Source organism: Pseudoalteromonas sp. MEBiC 03607, from assembly GCF_004792295.1.
Taxonomy (GTDB): domain Bacteria; phylum Pseudomonadota; class Gammaproteobacteria; order Enterobacterales; family Alteromonadaceae; genus Pseudoalteromonas; species Pseudoalteromonas lipolytica_C.
On sequence record NZ_SRRY01000001.1, the window covers coordinates 140,099 to 163,142 of the forward strand.

Consider the following 23,044-nt stretch of genomic DNA (forward strand, 5'->3'; position numbering starts at 1 on the left):
AATTAACTTAGCTCCTCAAGTTTAGCTAAATCGCGCACAGCTCCTTTATCTGCGCTGGTTGCAAGTAACGCATAGGCTTTAAGTGCAGGCGATACATAGCGTTCACGATTTAATGGTTTATATGCATCTTTACCACGCGCTAATTGTTTTTGCTTACGCGCTTCAAGCTCTTCATCAGACAACGCCAAAGTGATTTCACGGGTTGCGATATCAATGATTATTTTATCGCCATTTTCAACATAGGCTATTGCACCGCCGCTTGCTGCTTCTGGTGAAACGTGACCAATTGATAAACCCGACGTTCCACCTGAGAAACGACCATCTGTGATAAGCGCACATTTTTCGCCTAAACCAACCGATTTTAAGTAACTTGTTGGGTACAGCATTTCTTGCATGCCCGGACCACCTTTTGGCCCCTCGTAGCGAATAACAACCACATCACCCGCTTTTACTTCGCCATTTAAAATTCCTTCTACCGAATCATCTTGTGATTCATAAACAACGGCAGGGCCTTCAAAATGTAGCATCTCTTCAACAACACCGGCACTTTTAACAATACAGCCATCAAGGGCAAGGTTGCCCGATAACACAGCTAAGCCACCATCTTGACGAAAGGCATTTTCAACACTGCGGATACAACCGTTTTCTCGGTCATTATCAAGTTCTGGCCAGCGGCATTCTTGGCTCATTGCTTTTGTAGTTCGAATACCAGCAGGGCCCGCTTTATAGAATTTTTGCGCCACTTCGTTACTTGGATCGGTCGCGTCCCATTTAGCAACCATCTCAGCCATAGTATGACCTGCTACGTGATCAACTGATAAATCAACTAATCCAGCTTTGCCTAGCTCTCGGATGATGGCCATCATGCCACCAGCACGGTGAACATCTTCAATGTGGTATTTGTTTGTCGCGGGTGCCACTTTACATAGGAATGGTGTTTTGCGAGACAGCTCATCGATGTGCGACATATCAAAGTCTACACCTGCTTCTTGCGCCGCAGCTAATAAGTGAAGCACCGTATTTGATGAACCACCCATGGCAATATCAACCACCATCGCATTCATAAAAGCGGTGCGATTTGCAATAGCACGTGGTAATACCGCTGCATTATCTTTTTGATAATATTCACGGCATAAATCAACAATGCGTGCGCCCGCTTCAACATACAGCTGCTTACGGTCTTTGTGCGTTGCAAGTGTGGTTCCGTTACCCGGTAGTGCCAGACCAATCGCTTCTAATAAACAGTTCATTGAGTTGGCAGTAAACATACCTGAACACGAGCCACAAGTAGGGCACGCTGAGCGCTCTACTTTTTCTGAATCTTCATCGCTCACAGAGGTATCAGCCCCTTTAACCATGGCATCAACCAAGTCGAGCTTGATATCGATATCAGCAAGGCGTGTTTTACCCGCTTCCATTGGCCCACCTGATACGAAAATAACCGGAATATTTAAACGAAGCGCTGCCAGCATCATTCCTGGGGTGATTTTGTCGCAGTTAGAAATACAGATCATAGCATCGGCACAGTGTGCATTAACCATGTATTCAACTGAGTCAGCAATTAAATCACGCGATGGCAGTGAATAAAGCATACCGCCGTGACCCATTGCGATGCCATCATCGATTGCAATGGTATTAAACTCTTTTGGTACACCACCTGCTTCGGTGATGGTTTCGGCCATTAGTTCACTTAACTGATTAAGGTGAACGTGACCAGGAACGAACTGAGTGTATGAGTTAACAACTGCGATAATCGGCTTACCAAAGTCTTTATCTGTCATCCCCGTTGCACGCCATAGTGCGCGCGCACCTGCACGTTTGCGACCTTCTGTTGTTGTTGCACTTCTTAATTTAGCCATAATTACCTCAGTTGTTGCAGTGGCATGCCACTGACTTCCTCATTCCAAAAATTTATTTATTCGCTTAACCGTCGTTTTAGCGCTTAAGCGACCTGTTGAATTAGTTTATTCGTTGTTACATTGCCTGTTGGTGAAACTGGTTTTCAATGCTGACCTGTCTTACATCAACCAATTTATTTAACTGTGATGTTAGTAAATAAATTGGCTTATCGCTGTCGACTGTCATGGTGACATGAAAAGTTCCATCAGCCATTTCTAGGTTCATTGTTGTTAAATCAAAACCGCGATGACGAACAACGCGTAAAAAGCGCTCAACTGCGACACTTTGATTTTTTAATGTAATCGTTAGGGTGTGTTTCATTTTACTGTCTCCGTCATCATTTCATCATTGGCTGCACCTGGTGGTACGAGCGGCCATACATTTTCTTTATCATCAATACAAGCATGTAAAATGTAAGGACCTTCACTTTTCACTAACGCATCAACCGCAGCATCGACCTCTTCTGCTTTAGTGATGGTTTGACCTGGAATACCAAATACTGCCGCAAGTGCTACAAAATCAGGATTATCCGAAAGATTGGTTTCAGAATAACGACCCTCAAAAAATAGCTGTTGCCATTGACGTACCATGCCTAAACGCTGGTTATCTAAGATTAAAATTTTAACTGGTAAGTTGTTACGACGAATCGTTGCCAGCTCTTGAATGTTCATCATGATTGAGCCATCACCTGACACGGTGATCACAAAATCATTTGGGCGAGCAACTTGGGCACCGATCGCTGCCGGTAAACCAAAGCCCATAGTACCTGCACCACCACTACTTAAATGATTGCTTGGGTGGCTAAATTTCATATGCTGCGCAACCCACATTTGGTGCTGGCCAACATCACAACACACTACGCCGGTTGATGGCATTTTTTGACTTAGTTGGTTTAACAAATAAGGAGCAAATACTTTTTCGCCCGGGTAGTCGTAACGCCAAGCATGCTCTTTCATCATACTTTCGATATGAGTCAACCACTCGTCAGGTGTCACAAAACAATCAAGTTGCGGTAATGAGGTTTTTAAATCTGCCACTAACGACGCTTTTACAGGCTTGCGTTTACCTACTTCAGCAGCATCGATATCTAAGTGGATCACCTTTGCTTTTGCCGCAAACTTACTCAAGTTGCCAGTTACTCGGTCGTCAAAACGGGCGCCGATACAAACTAATACATCACATTCTTGCACCGCTAAGTTAGCCGCTTTACCGCCATGCATACCTAGCATACCTAAGTCATAATCGTAATCAGGTAACACACTACCTAACGCTTTTAAGGTTGAAACCGCAGGCATATGTGTTTTTTCTAAAAACTGCATAAGCTCGTTTTGCGCATCAGCGGCTTGTACGCCACCGCCCACGTAGGCTACTGGGCGCTGTGCTTCGCTTAAGATTTGATTTGCTATAGCAACTTGGTTCGGATCTAGTTTAGGTAAATAATCTTCTGCAGCTAGCCAAGGGTGGAATGGCACTTGCGCCATTTGAATGTCTTTGGGGATATCAACTAACACAGGGCCAGGGCGACCGCTTTGTGCTAGGTGGATGGCTTCTTGCAGGATTTCGGCAAGGTCTTCTGCACGTTCAACCATGTAGCTGTGCTTTGTGCATGATAATGACATACCCAACACATCCACTTCTTGAAAAGCATCTGAGCCTATCGCAGCGGTTGGCACTTGCCCTGTTATAGCAAGTAATGGCACTGAATCCATCATGGCATCGGCAAGTGCAGTGATTAAGTTAGTTGCACCTGGGCCCGATGTTGCAAAACACACACCTAACTTACCCGTGCTACGTGCAAAGCCTACGGCCGCAAAACCAGCACCTTGCTCATGGCGTGTCAGGTAATGCTTGACTGGCGCACCGTACAAAGCGTCGTAAATAGGCATGATGGCACCACCTGGGTATCCAAAAACATCCTTAACGCCATGTTTGGCTAATAAATCGATTGTTAACTCTGCGCCTGTCATCGTAAATCCTCATTCCTCAGTGACATTGTGTATTTGCTGCGATTCAAACCCTTTAAACGAAAAAGCCCCCCGGACTATTAAGTGCGGGGGGCTTTTTAAATGCTTTACTTTTCTCCAAGCACTAACTAGCCCCCGCGGTAATAATAATCACCACGACGTTAATTAGAATAAGAGTGAGTTTGTTAGTAAGCATTATCTGTAACCAAATTCTGTTCATTTGTAGCGGAAATCTAGCCATCCCGCTGCCTTTTTCTATTAGTACCGCGACAAGCCCGTTAAGTCAACATAAAAATCAATTCAAAAAAACAAGGCAAACGCGAATTTAAAGAAAAATATATGCACAAAAACAATTATTACGGATTTATTTTTCTATATCGTTCGTTTTTTGAAATTTCATACCTAGTAATAAGCCATTAAATGATTGATTAATTTTTATCTAGGATATTGCTGAATTTCTATTTGAGAGCGATTTAATTTAACGACCAACAAAAAATTAGTTTAGTATTGAAAATAACGACAGCTTAAAAGGAAAGTTATGAAACTCATTCAGCATATCAAGGTTTTGTTTTGTCTTGTTTTAGTGCTTGGCTTTAGTCAGCATGTTTTTGCAGAACCTGGCTTATGGAAGGTAGAAAAAAACGGCGTTGCCTCTTATTTATTTGGCACTGTTCATGTGGGTGATACCAGCATGAAAGTCTTGCCAAACAAAGTAACTCAGGCCCTTGATAATAGTGATAAAGTGATTGTTGAAGTGGATATTAGCTCAATATCTCCTATGGAGATGCAACGTCGCTCATTGCCATTTATGATGCTAAAAGATGGTAAAACCTTACAGTCAGAATTATCGCCAGCTAACTATGCGAAACTGCAAAAGTACTTTGCTGACAAATCAATTGATATCGCAATGTTTAAGAACTTAGCGCCTTGGGCGGTTATGATTACGATGATGCAAATGGAATTTCAACGCGTTGGATTTTCAGATCAATATGGGATAGACAAACAGGTTCTTGCTTACGCTAAAGAAAATAACATTGCCGTAGGTGAGTTAGAAACTCTAGAACGACAAATGGAAATGTTTGAACACCTAGCGATCATGAACGACAAAATGATTGAGGAAACCTTTGAGCAACTCGCTGATGTCGATACCTACTTTTTAGGTCTGATTAAGGCGTGGAAGTCAGGCGATATGAAAACGTTAACCTCTTTTTATAATGAAAGTTTTGACGACTCACAATACGGTGAATTAAGTGAGCAGGTTATGCTGATTGATCGCAATAATGACTGGGTTGAGCAACTATCGACTCGCATTGGTAAAGAAAAACTGTTCATAGCTGTAGGTGCTTTACACTTACCTGAGCAACATGGTTTATTAAAACAATTAACAGATAAAGGTTTCACCATTACCCGTATCTAAATATATAAACATCAGAAAAAGCGCCTTATGGCGCTTTTTTTGTGAAATCAGCCATCTCTAAATAGTTGTCGATGCCTGCAATTTTATCACTGGCATGATGGTTAACGTAAACCACAGTACTGGTACCCGCGGCGCAGATTTTTTCTATTAGTAACAACACGCGTTGCCTATTCGCTTCATCAAGACCTAGGCATGGTTCATCTAAAATCAATAAACTAGGATGTTTTACCATAGCTCGCGCTATCAATAATAAGCGTTGGTCGCCAAAAGAAAGCTGGCTAAATGAGCTATTTTGTTTGTCGTTTAACCCTAGTAAGGCTAACCATTTTTTAGCGATTGATAGCTGTGTTTCAGTGGCTTTTTGATAAAGACCAATGCTGTCATAAAAACCCGATACAATGGTATTGAGCGCTGTTATATTAACGCGATAATCCATATGCAAGGCATTTGAAATATAACCAATATGCTGTTTAATTTGCCAGATACTCTCGCCACTACCGCGCTGATAGCCAAACACCTTAATATCGTTGTTATAACACTGCGGGTTATCGCCTGTAATTAGATTAAGTAAGCAAGTTTTACCCGAGCCGTTTTTACCCGTTAACTGCCAATGTTCACCTTGATTAATTTGCCAGTTTAGCTTTTCAAAAATAACGGTTCCGCCAAAACTTACAGAGGCATCTTTAAGTTTTACTAATATGGGATCAGTTAAGGCTGGCGCTTGATGGTCGTTATCTGCCTCGGGCACGTTTAATTCGGTTTGCGCTAAATGTAGCAATTTAAAAAGATCTTGGCGTTGCTCTTTCGTTGGCTGCGCTAATTGGTGAGTGATCTGAGCATGTTTTATAAACGCATAATGATCAACAAAGTCAGGGATTTCACTCAACCTGTTAAGAACAAAAATCATCGTCGTGTGTTTGCTTAATTCAGCTAATAACTGATTAAGAGTTTGCAGTGCTGTTACATCTAAACCATCAAACGGTTCATCCAAAATAAGTAACTCAGGGCGTCCAATTAGCGCTTGGATCAGCATCAGCTTTCGCGTTTCACCGGTTGATAGGTCACGAAATGCATTATTCATTTTACTATCAAAATCAAATGTTTTTATGAGTAGCTCAAGTAACTCACTGTCAATGTCATGGTCGCTTCTGGCGGCCAAAATAATGTCTTTAACTGTGCTTAGCGGCGTAAGACCATCAATAATATCATCCTGATCTTTATTTAGCTCATCGGCCAATAATTGCTTTTGTCTATCAGGTGACACCACAGCAATTCGTGCAAAGTTATTGGTAAACTGGCCTTGTTCAATACGCGAGCAACCTGCAATTACAGCTGCTACAGCTGATTTTCCTGCACCATTTTCACCCAGTAATACCCATTGCTGCGCTGCTGATACAGTTAAACTTAAATCACGTAAACGATACTCTTCATTACCCTGCCCCTTAAGGCTGGCATTAACATTAACCAACTGAACATATTGCACTATGAATCCTCATTCCGGCTTATTACTAGCCTGACGTTACAACATTCAACAAAAAAATAAAAATCGTTTAAACCTTTTTTGAACATAGCTGCGACTAAGGTATAAAAGGTTATCAACAGGAAACAGACAATGAAAAAATTACTTTATGTAGCCGCTATTGGCTTAGCACTAACAACAACATACGCAATGGCGAAAGATTCACGTGAACTAAATCATAACTTCGCAGTGAGTGGTGCAAGCCAACTTGAAATTGATTTTCCAGTAGGCAGCTTAGAAGTAGAAAACTATGACGGCAGCGAAGTGGTCGTTACTGTCCGTATTGAGCCTAAAAATGATAAAGGTTGGTTTGGATCTGAGGTTGATTTATCTGATATCGAATTAAGCCATTCGCAAAGCGCAGGGTCGTTGAACTTAAAACTAGATAACGATGACATTCAACAAAGCTGGTATGTAAAAATGCCGAAGTCTATGGCCATTGATGTTGAGCTGGGTGTTGGTGATATTGAAATTAACGACGCTAGCAACTCGGTAGATATTGAGCTAGGCGTAGGTGCCGTTCGAATTGATAGTGCGCTTTACGACTATAAACGTATTGAACTCGATACGGGCGTTGGCGATACCAAAATTCGTGGCTTAAAAAATGATGCAAACACTAGTCGTAAAGTTGTTAGCTCTCACTCAAGCTACCGTGGTAATGGTCAATATGCTATTGACGTTGAAGTGGGTGTCGGCGACATCAAAGTAAATAACTAAATACTGGTTTATCCCTGTGAGCTCTCGGTAAATAAAATACTGAGGGCTTTTTCGACCGAGTCAGCAGAAATCGGTTTATATACGTGTAAATTAGCCCCTAGTTCATATACTCGTTGTAAATCATCATTAGAGGTGTTCGCTGTCACAACCAAGATTGGGGTTTGCTGCCCTTGCTCATTACGAATGATATCTATCGCTTTAAAACCATCCATTACGGGCATATTTAGGTCCATAAAAATTACATCATACTGAGTATGCAAGGCCATATCTGTGGCGATTAAACCATTTTCAGCAACGTCAAAACTGTAGTTAAAATGCTTAAGTATGCGACCTAGTATCGTGGCATTAAGAGGATTATCCTCAACAATTAAGCAGTTCAAAGCACCTGGCAACTTTGCAGACTGTTCTATGCCCGGTGAACTTACGAAGTTAAGATTTATAACCACTTTGGCGCCTTGTGGCTGCGCATTAAAAAATTGAATGTCGCCATTTAATGCTTTAACAATGTGCTTTACTCGCAGTAGCCCTGTTTTTAAGCCTTGAAAATGTTGCTCAGTTCTATTTTCATTATCTTGTATATCTGAGGGTAATTCGTCAAACCCCTTACCATTATCTTGCACTTCTAATAGCAGGCGTTGCTTACCTTGATTAGTCGCTGTAATTGCTATTCGCCCTTGCACCGGCGTAAATTTAACCGCGTTATTTATCAATTCAGCAACGACTTGTTGTAACCGCGGATGATCAGTGATGAAATCGCTGTTAAGCGAATCAGATAAACTGACGCTAAGAGTAATCTTTTTCTCGTGACAAGCGTATTCATAGGGTGCAATCGCTTGTTTTAATGTTTCTAACAAGTTGCCTTGGTCAAGTTTAGGTTGCCACTGGCCTGTGGTCATTTCTTGTAAATCAAGCAACTCATCTAACATCACCACCAAGCGGTTAGCACAATATAGTGCTTGTTGCTGAGCCAGCTTTTGCTCTTCTTTAATATCAAGAGACTCTATGGATGCTGTTAATCCTTGTAAAGGTGTTCTAAATTCATGACTAGTGCGAGCAATAAAACGCTCTCTCGTTTTATTTACCTGTTCTGCATAATCTTTTTGTTCTTTATAACTTGTAAGTGCTTTTGTGATTAGATTCTCCATTGGTTTAAAAACAAATAGTAACTCAATGAGTAGTAATACCATTGCAATAACCCAAAACATCATTTCGAGAACGGCAAGTAGTGTGACCTTATGCACTGACTTTTGCTCCAAGAGCTTTACGGCTTGATCTAATTTTGTAAGTAAGGCTTCAAGCTGATTACTGGCAAATAGTGAGCTGTCTATTTCTAAATAATTTTCGCGGCTATTGAGAAGTAACTGGGCTTTACTGATGTAGCGTTTAACGTGGGCATCAAGAGCTGTGGGCGGTAAGAAGTAGTGAGCCTGTAATGATTCGTTTAGATAAATATAATCACCTTCACTATCTTGCTGAATTAAAAACTGGTGACCTGCAATAAACTGATCGACCGCCTGCTCTAGCAATCGACGATGTTGTTGCTGAAAGCTATCAGCTTCATGATAAATTAACGCATTACCGTAAAGAGCTATCTTTTGCGAAAGCATGCGCTGTTTACCTGCAATGTTAATCACTTTCGCATCTCCCTTTTGCACATACAAAAGGGTTTGGATCAACGCCGCTGAAGTTGATATCAAAATTGCTATCGCTAACAATCCGAAGCGATATCTTCTGCGTATATCTGTGACTAACTTAAACATGTTTTACTCGTTTATTTTTAGAGTAATTGTAGATCATATAATGCAATAAAGCCCACTCGAGGTGGGCTTTAAATATCAGCTAAATAGGTAAATTAATTTACCTATTTTCAAGTCGGTTATAATCAAACAAACCAAATTCGACGCCGCGATACTCTTTCGCTACACGGTGTAAAATATCGCTGTATTGCCAAAACTGTGGATGCGTGCGACGAATAGCAAACTCACTTTTTAGCTCTCTGTAGGCTGCTTCATCTGTTAATTTTGCAAGCCCAGATGCAAAAGCTGCAACCTGTTGTTCATTGTGTAAATACCAAATTGCTTCTGGGTAATCACCTATAAATCCAGGCACAATTGTTACGGTATCTTCATCATAAGCACGCTGACCTTCTTCATTCAATAAGCTCGAGATATTGTAATGAGCATTATGGTGGATCAAGGTGTAGGCTTTATGTTTATCATCGCTGTCTTTGACCAACACAAACGAAATTTGTGGCAGCAAGTTAACTGCTTTAACAGGAAGATCGTTAATTTTCGCCAGTGGTTCAGGCACTTTCGTATAATCATAGCGAGGACTCAAAATTGGTTTGAGTTTCTCTTTGAGCATATTATAAAGTTCAGACTGTTGATCTGCGGTTTTATATTCTATGCCTGTAGGCTGACTAAACGACAACTCATCTTCAAAGAAACTCGTTAGGCTAGGTGGCGATTTACGATACCACTGTGCTTTAATTTCTTTACGTTTAGCTTCTGGTAATAATGCAAGGTAGTTTGCTTCACCTTCTAAGCGTAAAAAGTCCATATACAAACGAGTTAATAACTGATGACCAATGTTGCCATACACATCAAAACCCGCCACCAGCAAGTAATGAATACGTTCAAATAACGCGTAGTCGAGTATCCAAGTGGTCTTTGGCTCTTGACCTATCCAGCCTTTAACAACCGTTGCGCTATCGAAATGACGAAATACCGTCAGCGCTGCATTTTGGTTATGACCATCACCTTGCCAAAGTAAATCGGTTGTGAGGTGCTGACCGTTGGCAAACATCTTATTTGCCAGTGCAACTTTGGCAGACAAGTATTTGTTTTGGCGTTTTGAATACTTCACCCAGCTAGAAATCGGCAAAGCATTACTTTCTTCTTCTGCAGGCAAGGCTAGCGCATCTTCATGTTGTAACAACATTTCACCGACTTTCGGTGTCGCCGCCATTTCAGGCTTCGCAAAACCTACCCAGAACTGATCGTTAATCACGTTTAACGCAATTTGACCACGACAAACAGGCCCTTTAATAAAGCCCATAATAATAAGCTCAGCTTCATCAAGCATAAATTGATAACGCGAGTTTACTGGAATTGCAGCAAAGGCTTTAAACGGGTTTGATGCCACTTCAGGCTTATAACTTGGCAGTTTATTTACTTGATAATCAGCTTCAATAAATTGTGAATGTAAGCGTGCAAGCTTTTCGTCATTTAATGCTAAAGGTAAATGTGTTTTCGCTAAAATAGTCGAACGGTCATGCATTAAACGATAATAAACTCGCTCAACTTTAGGGTCTTCATATGGGCGACGGGTGCTAATGTGTTTGATCTCTTCACCCGGCGGCGTCGAAGAGCGCACCAACTTAAAGTAGCTATGTTTATCGCCATGCTCAGGGAAATAAATATGCGCTAAGTACCAGTGTTCATAAATATAGCGAGCGGCAAGCTGATGCTTTAAACCATCTTGATTTAAGAATGCTTCCCAGCGTTCAACTTGTTTTAGTACGTCCTTTTCAGGAGGATCTATATGAGCAAGATAGCCGCCTTTTCTAAGCCACTTAGCCAGATGCTGAAACTCTTCAGTTGAAATACCAGGCAACCCATAAGGCATACCGCTGTGCGGGTTATCCTTAGCAAATGAGTCAAACTCACTCATTGTGGTACATGTTTGCTCACGATCGAGTGAAAAATCAAACTCATCGCCTAAAATAGCTTGCTTAGGCAATGGGCTACTTTGCTTAAGCACTAAGGCATTGTAAAGCACGCTTCCGGTAAGGTTTGCCTCTGCTGTTTGGATTCTTTCATTGAGTACTGGAGTGAAACCTTTCTCCCGCCACTGAGCGGCCGTTGTCGCATCAAATAGTAAGCGACTTGGCTCTTGCGCTAATAATCGTGTGCCGTCATAAACACGCTCTTTACTTAAACCACGGTCGATACCTTCTACAGAAGATAGCTTGAGCTGACATGGTGCGTCATAACAGCCATGACACACCACACAACGAGTATCAAGAACAGGCTTTACATCATTTAAAAACTCAGCCCCTTCTAAGGTTGATGCAGCAACAACACGCTCTCTTGGTTGCTCTTCACCAAACAATTTATCATAGTGTGCTGCACCTAAATAAGCACAGCCACTTAACAGAATGAGGCCAAATACGGTAGTGAGGAGCTTTCTCATCCTTCCTCCTCGATATCTTCAATGTCATCACCTAAATCGAAGGTTGGCATCATATCTACTTGCGGCGACACAAAGGTTTGGTCGTTGTCGCAGCTAAGCATAGCGCTTAATAGTGGCCCACGAACTAAACTCAGTTGCGCGCTGTGCTCACCATCAATTAATACTTGATAATCATCATTTAACGCTTCAAGACGATATTCATTAATGGCAATTGCGACACTGCTATCAACAGCTGGGTTTTGGCAAAGCTGTGCGAGTAACTCTTCGCTAAGTGTTACATGTAATAATAAATCTGGAGATTCGATATCGCGGCTGTGAAGATTTTCATCGAAATAAAAAAGTGGAAGGGTTAAATCGCTATTTTGCTCTAATTCCATGTGCTTTTCTCTACATCAAAATGACTTTCAATTGTACGAGTATAGCAAACTATAAGTTCAATAATTAGCGAAAGTTATCAGCCGTTAGCAGCTTAATCACTACTAACTAGCTGAAGATAAAAAAAGCAGAAAAAACAACTACCAAGGTAGCGTTTCGCCATTTGAATGCCAAAACCCACCAGTGTTGCTTAGGTTTAATTCATCAATACGCTTAATGAGCCGCTCTGCCGCAGTTTCGGGGCTTATGTCGCCGGCAAAATTAACCATTTGCGTTTGTACAAAGCCTGGATGAAATAACCCTACTGCAATTTCTTTCTCTTTTAGCTCATGGGCCAAACTAACACTGGCGGCATTAAGTGCTGCTTTTGACATCCGATAGCCAATGTAACCGCCCGAGCTATTATCTGCAATTGAGCCCATACGAGATGTGATCATCGCCACTTTGGCATCAATACCTAAGCTTTGCAGTAATGCATGAGTAATGCGAATTGGTGCGATACTGTTAACGCTGATTTGCTTTTCGATGGTAGCAAAGTCCATGTCAGCTAATGTTTCGTTATGAAAAATACCGGCGTTATTAACCAAAATATCAATTTTGTCGCCGTGTAAGTAGTTGGCAAGTGTTGCAACATCATCGGCGTTAGATACATCAATGTCGCTAATAATTTTTACATCGAGTGCTTGTAACTCTTCGCTTGGAGTGCGAACTACTGCACTAACACGGTAACCTTGAGCTAAATACTGTTTACAAAAATTAAGGCCAATACCTTTATTGGCCCCTGTAACCACCACATGCTTAGTCATCAATCTGCTCCTTAGTTGGCTTTTTTATACCCAAGTCACCTCAAGGTGCGAGTTTCTGCATCTTCAGGTGGTTTGGGTATATATATACCTTGGGACAGATTGGCAAAAACCAAGGGCTTAAGTTAATTCATCAATGGTTGACTTAAGAATGGAAAATACGGCCCCTTGGGGATCGGTAATAACACTAAAGCGTCCAACATCTGGGATGTCTGTTGCTGGCACACAAATAGCCCCATTAAGCTGCGTTGCTTTGGCAACTGCCTGATCGCAATCTGCTACCGCAAAATACGGCATCCAATGAGATGGAATGTCATCGGGCCATTCGTTGGTCATTTCAAGCATGCCTGCAATCGGTTGCTCATCGATGGTAAATAAGGTGTAGTCCATGCCCTCCATGGGTTTCACCTCAAACTGCCATCCGAACAACTGACAATAATAGTCGCGACTTTTTTGCATGTCTTTCGACACAAGCTCAAACCAGTAAGGCAAGTTTAGCTCTTGTACTCGTTTAGCCCCGATATGCTCACCCGCTTGCCATAAGGCAAATGTTGCACCGCCCGGTTCTTGCAGCATCACCATGCGACCCGCTGTCATTACATCATGTGGCCCTGCCAAAACCGTTGCACCTAATGATTTTGCAAGCTCTGTGCTTTGATCAACATCATCAACAGCAATATATAATAACCAATGGGTTGGCATCTCGCTCATACTTGCTGGCAGTTGATACATAGCGGCAATATCATCACCTTGCTTTTGCAGCATGGTGTAATACATATCTTCGCCTATTGGCTGATCGTCAAAACCCCAGTCAAAAAGTTGCGTATAAAATTGCTTTGCAGCTTGCCAGTCTTTCGCGCATAACTCGGCCCAACAGAAAGTACCTGCTGGGTGTTTTGTATTTATTTTTGTCATGGCTGTTCCTCCTTGGTTAAACTTAAGCAACAATCGCAAAATTTACCAATCAAACCAAACAATAGTTGTGGTATTTCGTTGAAGTACGTAATTTTGCCTTAGCTAAAACAGACAATGAACAGCGCTAGCAACGCGAAGCTACAGAGACAAAAATGCCGCTAAAAAAGCGGCATTGCAATAATTAATTAGTGATGATGGCCATGCTCACCTTTGAGCTGATTACCTTGCGCATCATAAAAACCGCTCGCACCATGTTCAACAAAACCTTGGTTTATCATTTTAGCTAAAAATGGATCGCTTTCATTATCACCGATATCTGCGTAATCGGTCGTTTGATAGTTATCCCATTTCGCAAACTCTGCCTGCACATCTTGTTGATTATGATTGCTGGCTGTTAACACAATCTCTCGGCTATAGCTGGGTGTTGAAATTCGAAGTGATTTTAGTAATTTTTGATTGGCAAGCCAGCTTAGCTCTACTTTGCTTTGGCCTTGCTGCTGGGTGTAATACTCTGTTAGCTCACAACCTTCACCGGTGCTTTTTTGGTGCGTCATAGAGGCTAAAAATTTATCGCTTACTAACTGATATTTGCTACTCCAATCTTGCTCACCTTGAACTTCAGATGGTTGATACTCAATACCACGCTGTGCGTCTTGGAAGTAACGGATTGGGCGAACTTGTTGATTACGTAACTGTTGCCACAGCTCAATAAACTGTGGATTTTGCTTAGCCACCTGATGTGGTGTACGCCAAAGTGTAAAAGTATTTTCAGTCTGCTGCTTATTAGCAACAATAGCTGTAGTGACTTTGTAGTCAGCTTGCGTGTAACCTGTGTTCATATCGCATTGCCCAGCAACGGCTAATGGGCTTAGTAATGAGGCAATTAAGATAGCTACTTTCACGGGGTTCTCTTTATATTTGATTTTTAATTAACTAATTAAGTCAGGGAGGCTCAAAGCCTCCCAATAACTCATTACTGTGCTAATTTAGCATCGGCTTGCTTAACAAGGTCGGCTGCATAATCCATCACGTGGAAAATAAGGCTTTGCTCATTAGTACCTGTTACTAAATGTGCACCTGGGCCCACTGCATACACACCCACATCTTCTGCTGCATGTGTTTCAGAACCAAGCGGTACAACAGCTTCTTGATGGAAGCCAGGTGTGGTTGTGTCAACATCAGTTAAATCAACACGACCGGTCACTGGCGCAAAGTCATAACCTACATCAGCATCTGTTTCGTCACCTAAGTCGCGGAAACCGCCACCATTGGTATACCCAACGGTTGTGTATGGCATGTTATCTGCGGCAAGTGATGGCTCATCACTACCAACTGGTACCACTTTACCTAAGATTGGGTTACCACGTTTTGGGTAGCCCGCAATGGTAAATACGTGGCTGTGGTCAGCTGTTACGATGATTAACGTGTCTTCGATGCTGGTTTTATCAAGAGCAACTTGCACAGCTTTTGATAACTCAACAGTATCGCTCAATGCATTATAGGCATTACCTGCGTGGTGAGCATGGTCAATACGTCCTGCTTCAACAGTTAAGAAGAAGCCTTTGTCGTTGTTATCTAATACATCAATTGCTTTTGCTGTCATTTCAGAAAGTGACGGCTCACCCGCTACGTCGTTCGCGCGATCTGCTTCGTATTGCATGTGAGTTTCATTAAATAAACCAAATACACGTTCAGTCGTATCAGCATTGATTGCATCAAAACCGGCTTGGTCCATCACATACTGACCTGCAGGATATTTAGCTTTCCACTCAGCTGTTAGGTCGCGACCATCTGTACGGTCACCTTCTACCGAGCTCACTGCATCGGCTGAGTTATAAGCTGCATCTTTAGGTAAGAAATGACGACGACCGCCGCCCATCACAACTTCTAAGCCATCAACATCTAGGCCTTCGTAACGAGCTTCGAGGTTTGCTTCAAAGTTAACTAATTGCGATGCAATATCTTCACAACCTGCTGCCACTGCTGCTTCTGGCATATCAGATACGTCTTCCCAGTTACGGTCAGCCGATTTTGCATACGTTGCTGCAGGCGTTGCGTGAGTGATACGCGCTGTAGATACAATACCTGTCGACTTACCGGCAATCTCAGCAAGCTCAGTGGCTGTGACTAGTTCATTACCTGCAACCGTTGCACAGTTACCACGCTCGATGTCTTCATCAACACCGATAACGCCAGCATCCGTTTTTACGCCCGACGCCATTGCCGTCATCGTACCCGCTGAATCTGGTGTTTGTGCGTCAACGTTATAAGTTTTAGCAAAACCAGAGAATGGTAGTTTTTCAAAGCTAAGTTGGTGCTCTTCACCCAACTTACCTTCTAGCTGACCTGCCATAATACGCGCAGCTGTTACGGTCGAAATACCCATGCCGTCACCAACAAATAGAATCACGTTTTTCGCTTTACCTGACTCTTTTACAACTGCAGCAATATTTTCTTCGCTAGTAGCAACTTTAACTTGTGCTGACTTAAACCAGTCATTGTCAGTCAGTGGCGCTAATTGCGATGCAGTTAACGAGGTTGCCGGTGCATTACATGACACTGTTGTATCAGTTACTTCTGCTGAGTCTAGCTCACCATTATCGTTGCTATCTGCACCTGTTAGGGTTTCTGTACCACCGTTTACACACTGCTCAGAACCAACCGCTAGAGTATTTTCAACAGTCAGTGTTTTTGTTGAGCTTTTATCGTCATCATCAGAGCAGCCTGCTAATGCCACTACTACAGCAAGAGAAATTAAATTTAGTTTTTTCATCGTCGTCGCCATTATTCTTCAATTAGTTCTAGAGCTTGGTTAATGATGTGGAAAATTACGTTTTGCTCCACAACGCCTTGTGCTAGTTGCGCACCGGGACCTTTTGCATGCAGTGAAATATCTTCACCTGCGTGGGTCTCTGAACCTAATGGCACTGTTGCTTCTTGGTGATAACCAGGCGTAGTCGTATCAACACCCGTTAAATCAACACGACCTGCAAATGGAGCCTCGTTGTAAGATACTTCCGCATTGGTTTCATCACCTAAATCGCGAAAGCCTAAACCATTGGCGTAACCAACGGTGGTGTATGGCATACCATCTGCTGCTAGGCTTGGTTCTTCACTGCCAACGGCTACTACTTTACCTAAAATTGGGTTACCACGTTTTGGATAGCCTGCAATAGTGAATACGTGACTGTGGTCAGCTGTTACTAGGATAAGTGTTTCTTCAGGGTTAGTATTTTCAACTGCTGTTTGCACCGCTTTAGCAAATTCAACAGTATCGCTTAATGCATTAAAAGCGTTGCCCGCATGGTGACCATGGTCGATACGACCCGACTCAACCGTTAAGAAAAAGCCTTTTTCGTTGTTCTTTAAGATATCAATTGCTTTGCCAGTCATTGCAGATAATGACGGCTCCCCCGCTACATCGTTAGCGCGGTCTGCTTCGTATTGCATGTGTGATTCATTGAATAATGCAAATACACGCTTGGTATCAGCATTGAGCGTATCGAAGCCAGCTTGGTCCATTACGTACTTGCCATCAGGATACATTTCTTGCCATTCAGCAGTTAGATCACGCTCATCCGTACGGTCACCTTCGACTTCACTGACAGCATCAGCTGAGTTGAATGCCGCATCTTTCGGTAAGAAGTGACGACGACCACCGCCCATCACCACTTCAAGGCCGTCTACATCAGTACCTACGAAGCGTGCTTCAAGGTTCTTCTCGAAATTAACAAGTTGTGAGGCAATATCTTCACAACCTGCTTCTACTGCATCAGCAGGCATATCAGATACGTCTTCCCAGTTACGGTCAGCTGATTTTGCATAGGTTGCAGCTGGTGTTGCGTGGGTGATACGGGCTGTTGAAATAACGCCTGTTGCTAGACCTTTGATTTCTGCAAGTTCCGTAGCAGTGATTAATTCATTACCTGCAACTGTTGCACACTTGCCACGCTCAATGTTTTCGTTAACACCAATTACACCTACATCAGTTTTAACGCCAGAAATAATCGCTGTCATTGTGCCTGCAGAGTCAGGTGTTTGCGCATCAACGTTGTAGGTTTTGATTTGCGCCGAGTAAGGGAACTCTTCAAAGCTTAATAAGCCTTCTTCACCCGACTTACCTTCCATTTGACCTGCCATGATACGTGACGCAGTTAGCGTTGAGATACCCATACCATCGCCAACAAATAGAATGACATTTTTAGCTTTAAACGTTTGCTCAGCCTGAGCTGCCGCTTCTTTTTTTGTTAATGTAGCTTCAGCGGCACTATACCAATCATTTTGTTTTTGACTGTCTGGTAACACACCTGCATTGGCCGTCGCTGACAATGCCAACGTTAAACCAATTGCAGTCGCAATTTTATTAATTTTCATCGTTACGTTCCGTTAGTACGTTATTTTTAAGAGTTTGGAGCTAATTAAGCTGCGCTTGGTTAATTAGCGCAGCCATCCTATGAGTGTTTTATTACTGAAAAAGTGACTTTTCATGACAAAATGATGAAACCAAAAAAAGCAGCGCAAGAAGGTAAGTAATTAGTTTTAGTGGAAATAAATAGGCTAGTTGCTAGATATGAGTTAGCGAATTTGCGAGGGTAAATTTAAAGGGGCGAGGTCAAGCCTAATCAGAGGAAAGGTTATTTGAGTTGAAAAAGAGCAGGTTTATATGGATTGTGTTGGGTTTCGCTTCGCTCAAACCAACCTACCCGAACAATGAACAGGGTAAATCCGAGTGAATGCACTCAACTAAACAACCATATCGATCTAATCTGACGGCTGATAGCTTTTCTACAGGCATTAAAAAAGGCCGCCTAGGGCGACCTTTTTATGAGCTGTGAAGCTCTATCTGTTGATATTACTCAACGATAGATGCAACAACACCAGCACCAACTGTACGGCCACCTTCACGGATAGCGAAGCGTAAACCTTCGTCCATCGCGATTGGGCAGATTAACTCTACAGTCATCTTGATGTTGTCACCAGGCATTACCATTTCTACGCCTTCTGGTAACTGTACGTCACCTGTTACGTCAGTTGTACGGAAGTAGAACTGTGGACGGTAACCTTTGAAGAAAGGAGTGTGACGACCACCTTCATCTTTAGAAAGTACGTATACTTCTGAAGTGAATTTAGTGTGTGGCTTGATTGAACCAGGCTTACAAAGTACTTGACCACGCTCAACGTCTTCACGCTTAGTACCACGTAGTAGTGCACCGATGTTCTCACCCGCACGACCTTCGTCTAGAAGCTTACGGAACATCTCAACACCTGTACAAGTTGTCTTCGTAGTTTCTTTGATACCTACGATTTCAACTTCGTCATTCACGTTGATGATACCAGCTTCAACACGGCCAGTTACAACAGTACCACGACCTTGGATTGAGAATACGTCTTCGATAGGCATGATGAATGGCTTATCGATGTCACGCTCTGGCTCTGGGATGTATGAATCTAGCGCGTCTGCTAGTTCAACGATCTTGTCTTCCCACTCTTTCTCGCCTTCTAACGCTTTAAGCGCAGAACCTTGGATTAGTGGTAAGTCATCACCTGGGAAGTCGTACTCAGAAAGAAGTTCACGAACTTCCATCTCAACTAGCTCAAGTAGCTCTTCGTCGTCAACCATGTCACATTTGTTCATGAATACGATGATGTAAGGTACACCAACCTGACGAGAAAGTAGGATGTGCTCACGAGTTTGTGGCATAGGACCGTCAGTCGCAGCAACTACTAGGATTGCGCCGTCCATTTGAGCAGCACCAGTGATCATGTTTTTAACATAATCGGCGTGTCCTGGACAGTCTACGTGTGCGTAGTGACGAGTTGGAGTATCGTACTCAACGTGTGAAGTTGAGATTGTGATACCACGCTCACGCTCTTCTGGAGCGTTATCGATTGATGCGAAGTCTTTAGCTACACCACCGTATACTTTTGCAAGTACGTTAGTGATTGCTGCTGTTAGAGTTGTTTTACCGTGGTCAACGTGGCCGATTGTACCAACGTTTACGTGCGGTTTTACGCGTTCAAACTTTTCTTTTGCCATCTTAAAAAATTCCTATAAAGAAATTAACGCCTGACCCACTATTGGGCCAGACAAGCTAAATCATATAACAGCGCGAGCTGCAATTATTGCATCTGCAACGTTCTTAGCGGCTTCTGCATACTTCAAAAACTCCATAGAGTAAGATGCACGGCCTTGTGTTGCAGATCGCAGATCAGTTGCATAACCAAACATTTCAGAAAGTGGGACTTGCGCATTAATTTGCTTAAGACCACCGAATGCTTCTTCCATGCCTTCGATCATGCCGCGGCGACGATTTAAGTCACCAACTACATCACCCATGTTTTCTTCAGGAGTGATAACTTCAACCTTCATTACTGGTTCTAGAAGAGCTGGGTTTGCTTCAAGCGCACCTTTCTTCATCGCCATTGAACCTGCAATCTTAAATGCCATCTCATTCGAGTCTACATCATGGAATGAACCATCAAATAGAGTCGCTTTAACGCCAAGTAATGGGTAGCCTGCCAGCACACCTTGAGCCATTTGCTCTTGGATGCCTTTATCTACCGCAGGGATGTATTCTTTAGGAACCGCACCACCAACAACTTCGTTAACGAACTCGTAAATTGGCGCATCATTTTCCGAAATATCCATCGGTTCAAGTTTAAGCCAGACGTGACCATATTGACCACGACCACCTGATTGACGTACGAACTTCCCTTCAACTTCAACAGCTGAACGGATAGCTTCACGGTATGCTACCTGCGGCTTACCAACGTTACATTCAACACTGAATTCACGTTTCATACGGTCGACAATGATATCAAGGTGAAGTTCACCCATACCAGAAATAATAGTCTGGCCTGATTCTTCGTCAGTTTGTACTCTGAAAGACGGATCTTCTGCCGCTAGTTTACCTAACGCGATACCCATCTTATCTTGGTCAGCGATTGTGCGAGGCTCAACCGCAACAGAGATAACTGGTTCTGGGAACTCCATACGCTCAAGCGTAATGATTGAGTTCGGATCACACAGTGTTTCACCTGTTGTTACGTCTTTAAGACCAATAGCCGCTGCGATGTCGCCTGCGTAGACTACTTTGATCTCTTCACGTGAGTTTGAATGCATCTGAACGATACGACCAAGTCGCTCACGCTTACTTTTAACTGGGTTGTATACCGCGTCACCCTGTTTAACAGTACCAGAGTAAACACGGAAGAAGGTCAAGGTGCCAACGAACGGGTCTGTCGCAATCTTAAAAGCAAGTGCGGCAAACGGTGCGTTGTCATCAGCAGGACGTTCATCCTCGGTACCATCTTCTAAGATACCTTGGATTTGTTTCACTTGTGTTGGTGCAGGCATATATTCAATAACGGCATCAAGCACAGCTTGAACACCTTTATTTTTAAATGCACTACCACACGTCATTGGAACAATTTCGTTTGCTAATGTACGCTGACGTAAAGCTGCTTTAATTTCAGCTTCAGTCAGTTCTTCACCTTCTAGATATTTATCCATTAGTTCTTCTGAGGCTTCAGCAGCGCTCTCAACTAAGTGAGAACGCCATTCTTCTGCAAGCTCAAGAAGTTCTGCCGGAATTGCCTCATAAGAGAAAGTCATGCCTTGATCTTCGGCATTCCAGTTAATGGCTTTCATCTTAATAAGGTCAATAACACCTTTAAAGTCGTCTTCAGCACCAATTGGTAGCTGAATTGGAACAGGCGTTGCTCCAAGACGAGATTTCACCTGGCTAACCACTGTTAAGAAGTCAGCGCCAGTGCGATCCATTTTATTTACGAAGATCATGCGAGGAACTTCGTATTTGTTCGCTTGACGCCAAACTGTCTCAGTTTGCGGCTGTACACCAGATGAAGCACAAAGAACAACTACCGCACCATCTAGTACGCGTAAAGAACGCTCTACTTCGATAGTGAAATCTACGTGTCCTGGAGTATCAATGATATTGATACGATGGTCGTCAAATTGAGCGTCCATCCCTTTCCAGAAACACGTTGTTGCAGCAGAAGTGATTGTGATACCACGCTCTTGTTCCTGCTCCATCCAATCCATAGTTGCAGCACCATCATGTACTTCACCGATCTTATGAGAAAGACCTGTGTAGAACAGAACACGTTCTGTTGTTGTGGTTTTACCTGCATCTACGTGAGCGCAAATACCGATATTGCGATAGCGCTCAAGTGGAGTTGTACGTGCCATATGATCCTCTTAAAGGTTAAGGACAGATTACCAACGGTAATGAGCGAATGCTTTATTCGCTTCAGCCATACGGTGAACGTCTTCACGTTTCTTAACCGCAGTGCCTTTGTTGTCAGCAGCGTCAACGATTTCTTGAGCTAAACGTAAGCCCATAGATTTTTCGCCACGCTTACGTGCAGCGTCTACTAACCAACGCATACCTAATGCGTTGCGACGTACTGGACGTACTTCAACTGGTACTTGGTACGTTGAACCACCAACACGGCGAGATTTAACCTCTACCTGTGGGCGAACGTTTTCAAGTGCAGCTTCAAAGATTTCTAGGTGCGACTTGCCTGATTTCTCAGCAGCCACGTCTAACGCACCATAAACGATTTTTTCAGCAGTAGATTTCTTGCCGTCTAACATTACTACGTTAACGAATTTAGCAAGAAGTTCCGATCCGAACTTAGGATCTGGAAGAATTTTACGTTGACCTATTACGCGTCTTCTAGGCATTTTGTATCTCCGGTATCTTCAGGTTTGCTCTTTTAGAGTCAATACCCAAAACAATTAATTTAAAAATTTAGTGCTTGGCCTTACTAACGGAGAACCATTAGCCCTTAGGGCGTTTAGCACCGTATTTAGAGCGAGCTTGACGACGGTCGCTAACGCCTGCACAGTCAAGTGCACCACGTACAGTGTGGAAACGCACACCTGGTAAGTCTTTAACACGACCACCACGGATAAGGATTACACTGTGCTCTTGTAGGTTGTGGCCTTCACCACCGATGTAAGATGTTACTTCGAAACCGTTTGTTAAACGAACACGCGCTACTTTACGTAATGCAGAGTTTGGTTTCTTAGGTGTAGTTGTATATACACGAGTACATACACCACGCTTTTGCGGACACGCTTTAAGCGCAGCTGAGTTACTTTTAGTAACCTTGCTACGACGTGGCTTACGCACTAGCTGGTTAATAGTTGCCATTTAAATAGCTCCTGAAATTAAAATTACTACTGAAAAAATAAAAAAATCCGCCCTGTTTA

The 23,044-nt window shown here is 42.8% G+C and carries 18 protein-coding genes; 2 read left to right on the plus strand and 16 right to left on the minus strand.

Annotated elements, in window-relative coordinates; translation table 11 throughout:
• Positions 1-2: 2 nt before the first annotated feature.
• From ilvD to ilvG, 3 genes are all read right to left on the minus strand, one after another.
• Positions 3-1,859 (minus strand): dihydroxy-acid dehydratase, encoded by a 1,857-nt coding sequence (gene ilvD, locus E5N72_RS00580; RefSeq protein WP_135922790.1) that lies wholly within the window; start codon positions 1,857-1,859, stop codon positions 3-5.
• 115 nt (positions 1,860-1,974) lie between these two features.
• On the minus strand, positions 1,975-2,220 hold the full coding sequence (gene ilvM, locus E5N72_RS00585; RefSeq protein ID WP_135922791.1) for an acetolactate synthase 2 small subunit: 246 nt from the start codon (positions 2,218-2,220) through the stop codon (positions 1,975-1,977).
• Positions 2,217-3,866, minus strand: a complete 1,650-nt coding sequence (ilvG, locus tag E5N72_RS00590; protein ID WP_135922792.1) for an acetolactate synthase 2 catalytic subunit — start codon at positions 3,864-3,866, stop codon at positions 2,217-2,219. Before ilvG ends, ilvM begins: the two co-directional genes overlap by 4 nt.
• Before the next feature lie 535 nt (positions 3,867-4,401).
• On the opposite strand from ilvG, the gene E5N72_RS00595 reads away from it, so the two are divergent.
• The gene (locus E5N72_RS00595) at positions 4,402-5,280 is read left to right on the plus strand and encodes a TraB/GumN family protein (RefSeq protein WP_135922793.1); all 879 of its coding nucleotides are present in this window, start codon (positions 4,402-4,404) and stop codon (positions 5,278-5,280) included.
• 25 nt (positions 5,281-5,305) lie between these two features.
• Here the strand turns inward: E5N72_RS00595 and E5N72_RS00600 are convergent, their stop codons facing one another.
• Complete coding sequence (locus tag E5N72_RS00600; protein WP_135922794.1) at positions 5,306-6,763, minus strand: ATP-binding cassette domain-containing protein; 1,458 nt, start codon at positions 6,761-6,763, stop codon at positions 5,306-5,308.
• A 129-nt stretch (positions 6,764-6,892) separates the two neighbouring features.
• On the opposite strand from E5N72_RS00600, the gene E5N72_RS00605 reads away from it, so the two are divergent.
• Positions 6,893-7,516, plus strand: coding sequence for a hypothetical protein (locus tag E5N72_RS00605; RefSeq protein ID WP_135922795.1), 624 nt, complete (start codon positions 6,893-6,895; stop codon positions 7,514-7,516).
• Between the two features lie 8 nt (positions 7,517-7,524).
• On the opposite strand, the gene E5N72_RS00610 is transcribed toward E5N72_RS00605, so the two are convergent.
• From E5N72_RS00610 to rpsL, 12 genes are all read right to left on the minus strand, one after another.
• Positions 7,525-9,276 (minus strand): response regulator, encoded by a 1,752-nt coding sequence (locus E5N72_RS00610; protein ID WP_135922796.1) that lies wholly within the window; start codon positions 9,274-9,276, stop codon positions 7,525-7,527.
• Between the two features lie 97 nt (positions 9,277-9,373).
• A complete protein-coding gene (locus E5N72_RS00615) occupies positions 9,374-11,710 on the minus strand; it encodes a fatty acid cis/trans isomerase (protein WP_135922797.1) in 2,337 nt (778 codons plus the stop codon).
• Positions 11,707-12,087 (minus strand): hypothetical protein, encoded by a 381-nt coding sequence (locus tag E5N72_RS00620; RefSeq protein WP_135922798.1) that lies wholly within the window; start codon positions 12,085-12,087, stop codon positions 11,707-11,709. The genes E5N72_RS00615 and E5N72_RS00620 overlap by 4 nt, the downstream gene beginning before the upstream one ends.
• A gap of 138 nt (positions 12,088-12,225) precedes the next feature.
• The gene (locus E5N72_RS00625) at positions 12,226-12,891 is read right to left on the minus strand and encodes an SDR family oxidoreductase (protein WP_135922799.1); all 666 of its coding nucleotides are present in this window, start codon (positions 12,889-12,891) and stop codon (positions 12,226-12,228) included.
• A gap of 117 nt (positions 12,892-13,008) precedes the next feature.
• The gene (locus tag E5N72_RS00630) at positions 13,009-13,803 is read right to left on the minus strand and encodes a VOC family protein (RefSeq protein WP_135922800.1); all 795 of its coding nucleotides are present in this window, start codon (positions 13,801-13,803) and stop codon (positions 13,009-13,011) included.
• Between the two features lie 185 nt (positions 13,804-13,988).
• Positions 13,989-14,705, minus strand: a complete 717-nt coding sequence (locus E5N72_RS00635; RefSeq protein ID WP_135922801.1) for a hypothetical protein — start codon at positions 14,703-14,705, stop codon at positions 13,989-13,991.
• Between the two features lie 71 nt (positions 14,706-14,776).
• Positions 14,777-16,576: an alkaline phosphatase gene (locus tag E5N72_RS00640; RefSeq protein WP_135922802.1), complete on the minus strand. Its 1,800-nt coding sequence runs from the start codon at positions 16,574-16,576 to the stop codon at positions 14,777-14,779.
• A gap of 11 nt (positions 16,577-16,587) precedes the next feature.
• Positions 16,588-18,177: an alkaline phosphatase gene (locus E5N72_RS00645; RefSeq protein WP_135922803.1), complete on the minus strand. Its 1,590-nt coding sequence runs from the start codon at positions 18,175-18,177 to the stop codon at positions 16,588-16,590.
• 478 nt (positions 18,178-18,655) lie between these two features.
• Positions 18,656-19,840: an elongation factor Tu gene (gene tuf / locus E5N72_RS00650; protein WP_135922804.1), complete on the minus strand. Its 1,185-nt coding sequence runs from the start codon at positions 19,838-19,840 to the stop codon at positions 18,656-18,658.
• Positions 19,841-19,900: 60 nt separating this feature from the next.
• Entirely contained in the window at positions 19,901-22,015 is a 2,115-nt protein-coding gene (gene fusA, locus E5N72_RS00655) for an elongation factor G (protein WP_135922805.1), read from the minus strand.
• Positions 22,016-22,042: 27 nt separating this feature from the next.
• Positions 22,043-22,513: a 30S ribosomal protein S7 gene (gene rpsG, locus E5N72_RS00660; protein ID WP_054554834.1), complete on the minus strand. Its 471-nt coding sequence runs from the start codon at positions 22,511-22,513 to the stop codon at positions 22,043-22,045.
• Positions 22,514-22,610: 97 nt separating this feature from the next.
• Entirely contained in the window at positions 22,611-22,985 is a 375-nt protein-coding gene (gene rpsL, locus E5N72_RS00665) for a 30S ribosomal protein S12 (protein WP_002958885.1), read from the minus strand.
• Positions 22,986-23,044 lie beyond the last annotated feature (59 nt).

Excerpts from the sequence above, each read along its gene's own strand:
- ilvG (WP_135922792.1), bottom strand. The coding sequence starts at position 3,866 with ATGACAGGCGCAGAGTTAACAATCGATTTATTAGCCAAACATGGCGTT.
- tuf (WP_135922804.1), bottom strand. The coding sequence starts at position 19,840 with ATGGCAAAAGAAAAGTTTGAACGCGTAAAACCGCACGTAAACGTTGGT.
- ilvM (WP_135922791.1), bottom strand. The coding sequence starts at position 2,220 with ATGAAACACACCCTAACGATTACATTAAAAAATCAAAGTGTCGCAGTT.
- rpsL (WP_002958885.1), bottom strand. The coding sequence starts at position 22,985 with ATGGCAACTATTAACCAGCTAGTGCGTAAGCCACGTCGTAGCAAGGTT.
- ilvD (WP_135922790.1), bottom strand. The coding sequence starts at position 1,859 with ATGGCTAAATTAAGAAGTGCAACAACAACAGAAGGTCGCAAACGTGCA.
- rpsG (WP_054554834.1), bottom strand. The coding sequence starts at position 22,513 with ATGCCTAGAAGACGCGTAATAGGTCAACGTAAAATTCTTCCAGATCCT.
- fusA (WP_135922805.1), bottom strand. The coding sequence starts at position 22,015 with ATGGCACGTACAACTCCACTTGAGCGCTATCGCAATATCGGTATTTGC.
- E5N72_RS00605 (WP_135922795.1), top strand. The coding sequence starts at position 6,893 with ATGAAAAAATTACTTTATGTAGCCGCTATTGGCTTAGCACTAACAACA.
- E5N72_RS00615 (WP_135922797.1), bottom strand. The coding sequence starts at position 11,710 with ATGAGAAAGCTCCTCACTACCGTATTTGGCCTCATTCTGTTAAGTGGC.
- E5N72_RS00625 (WP_135922799.1), bottom strand. The coding sequence starts at position 12,891 with ATGACTAAGCATGTGGTGGTTACAGGGGCCAATAAAGGTATTGGCCTT.
- E5N72_RS00610 (WP_135922796.1), bottom strand. The coding sequence starts at position 9,276 with ATGTTTAAGTTAGTCACAGATATACGCAGAAGATATCGCTTCGGATTG.
- E5N72_RS00645 (WP_135922803.1), bottom strand. The coding sequence starts at position 18,177 with ATGAAAATTAATAAAATTGCGACTGCAATTGGTTTAACGTTGGCATTG.
- E5N72_RS00640 (WP_135922802.1), bottom strand. The coding sequence starts at position 16,576 with ATGAAAAAACTAAATTTAATTTCTCTTGCTGTAGTAGTGGCATTAGCA.
- E5N72_RS00620 (WP_135922798.1), bottom strand. The coding sequence starts at position 12,087 with ATGGAATTAGAGCAAAATAGCGATTTAACCCTTCCACTTTTTTATTTC.
- E5N72_RS00595 (WP_135922793.1), top strand. The coding sequence starts at position 4,402 with ATGAAACTCATTCAGCATATCAAGGTTTTGTTTTGTCTTGTTTTAGTG.
- E5N72_RS00630 (WP_135922800.1), bottom strand. The coding sequence starts at position 13,803 with ATGACAAAAATAAATACAAAACACCCAGCAGGTACTTTCTGTTGGGCC.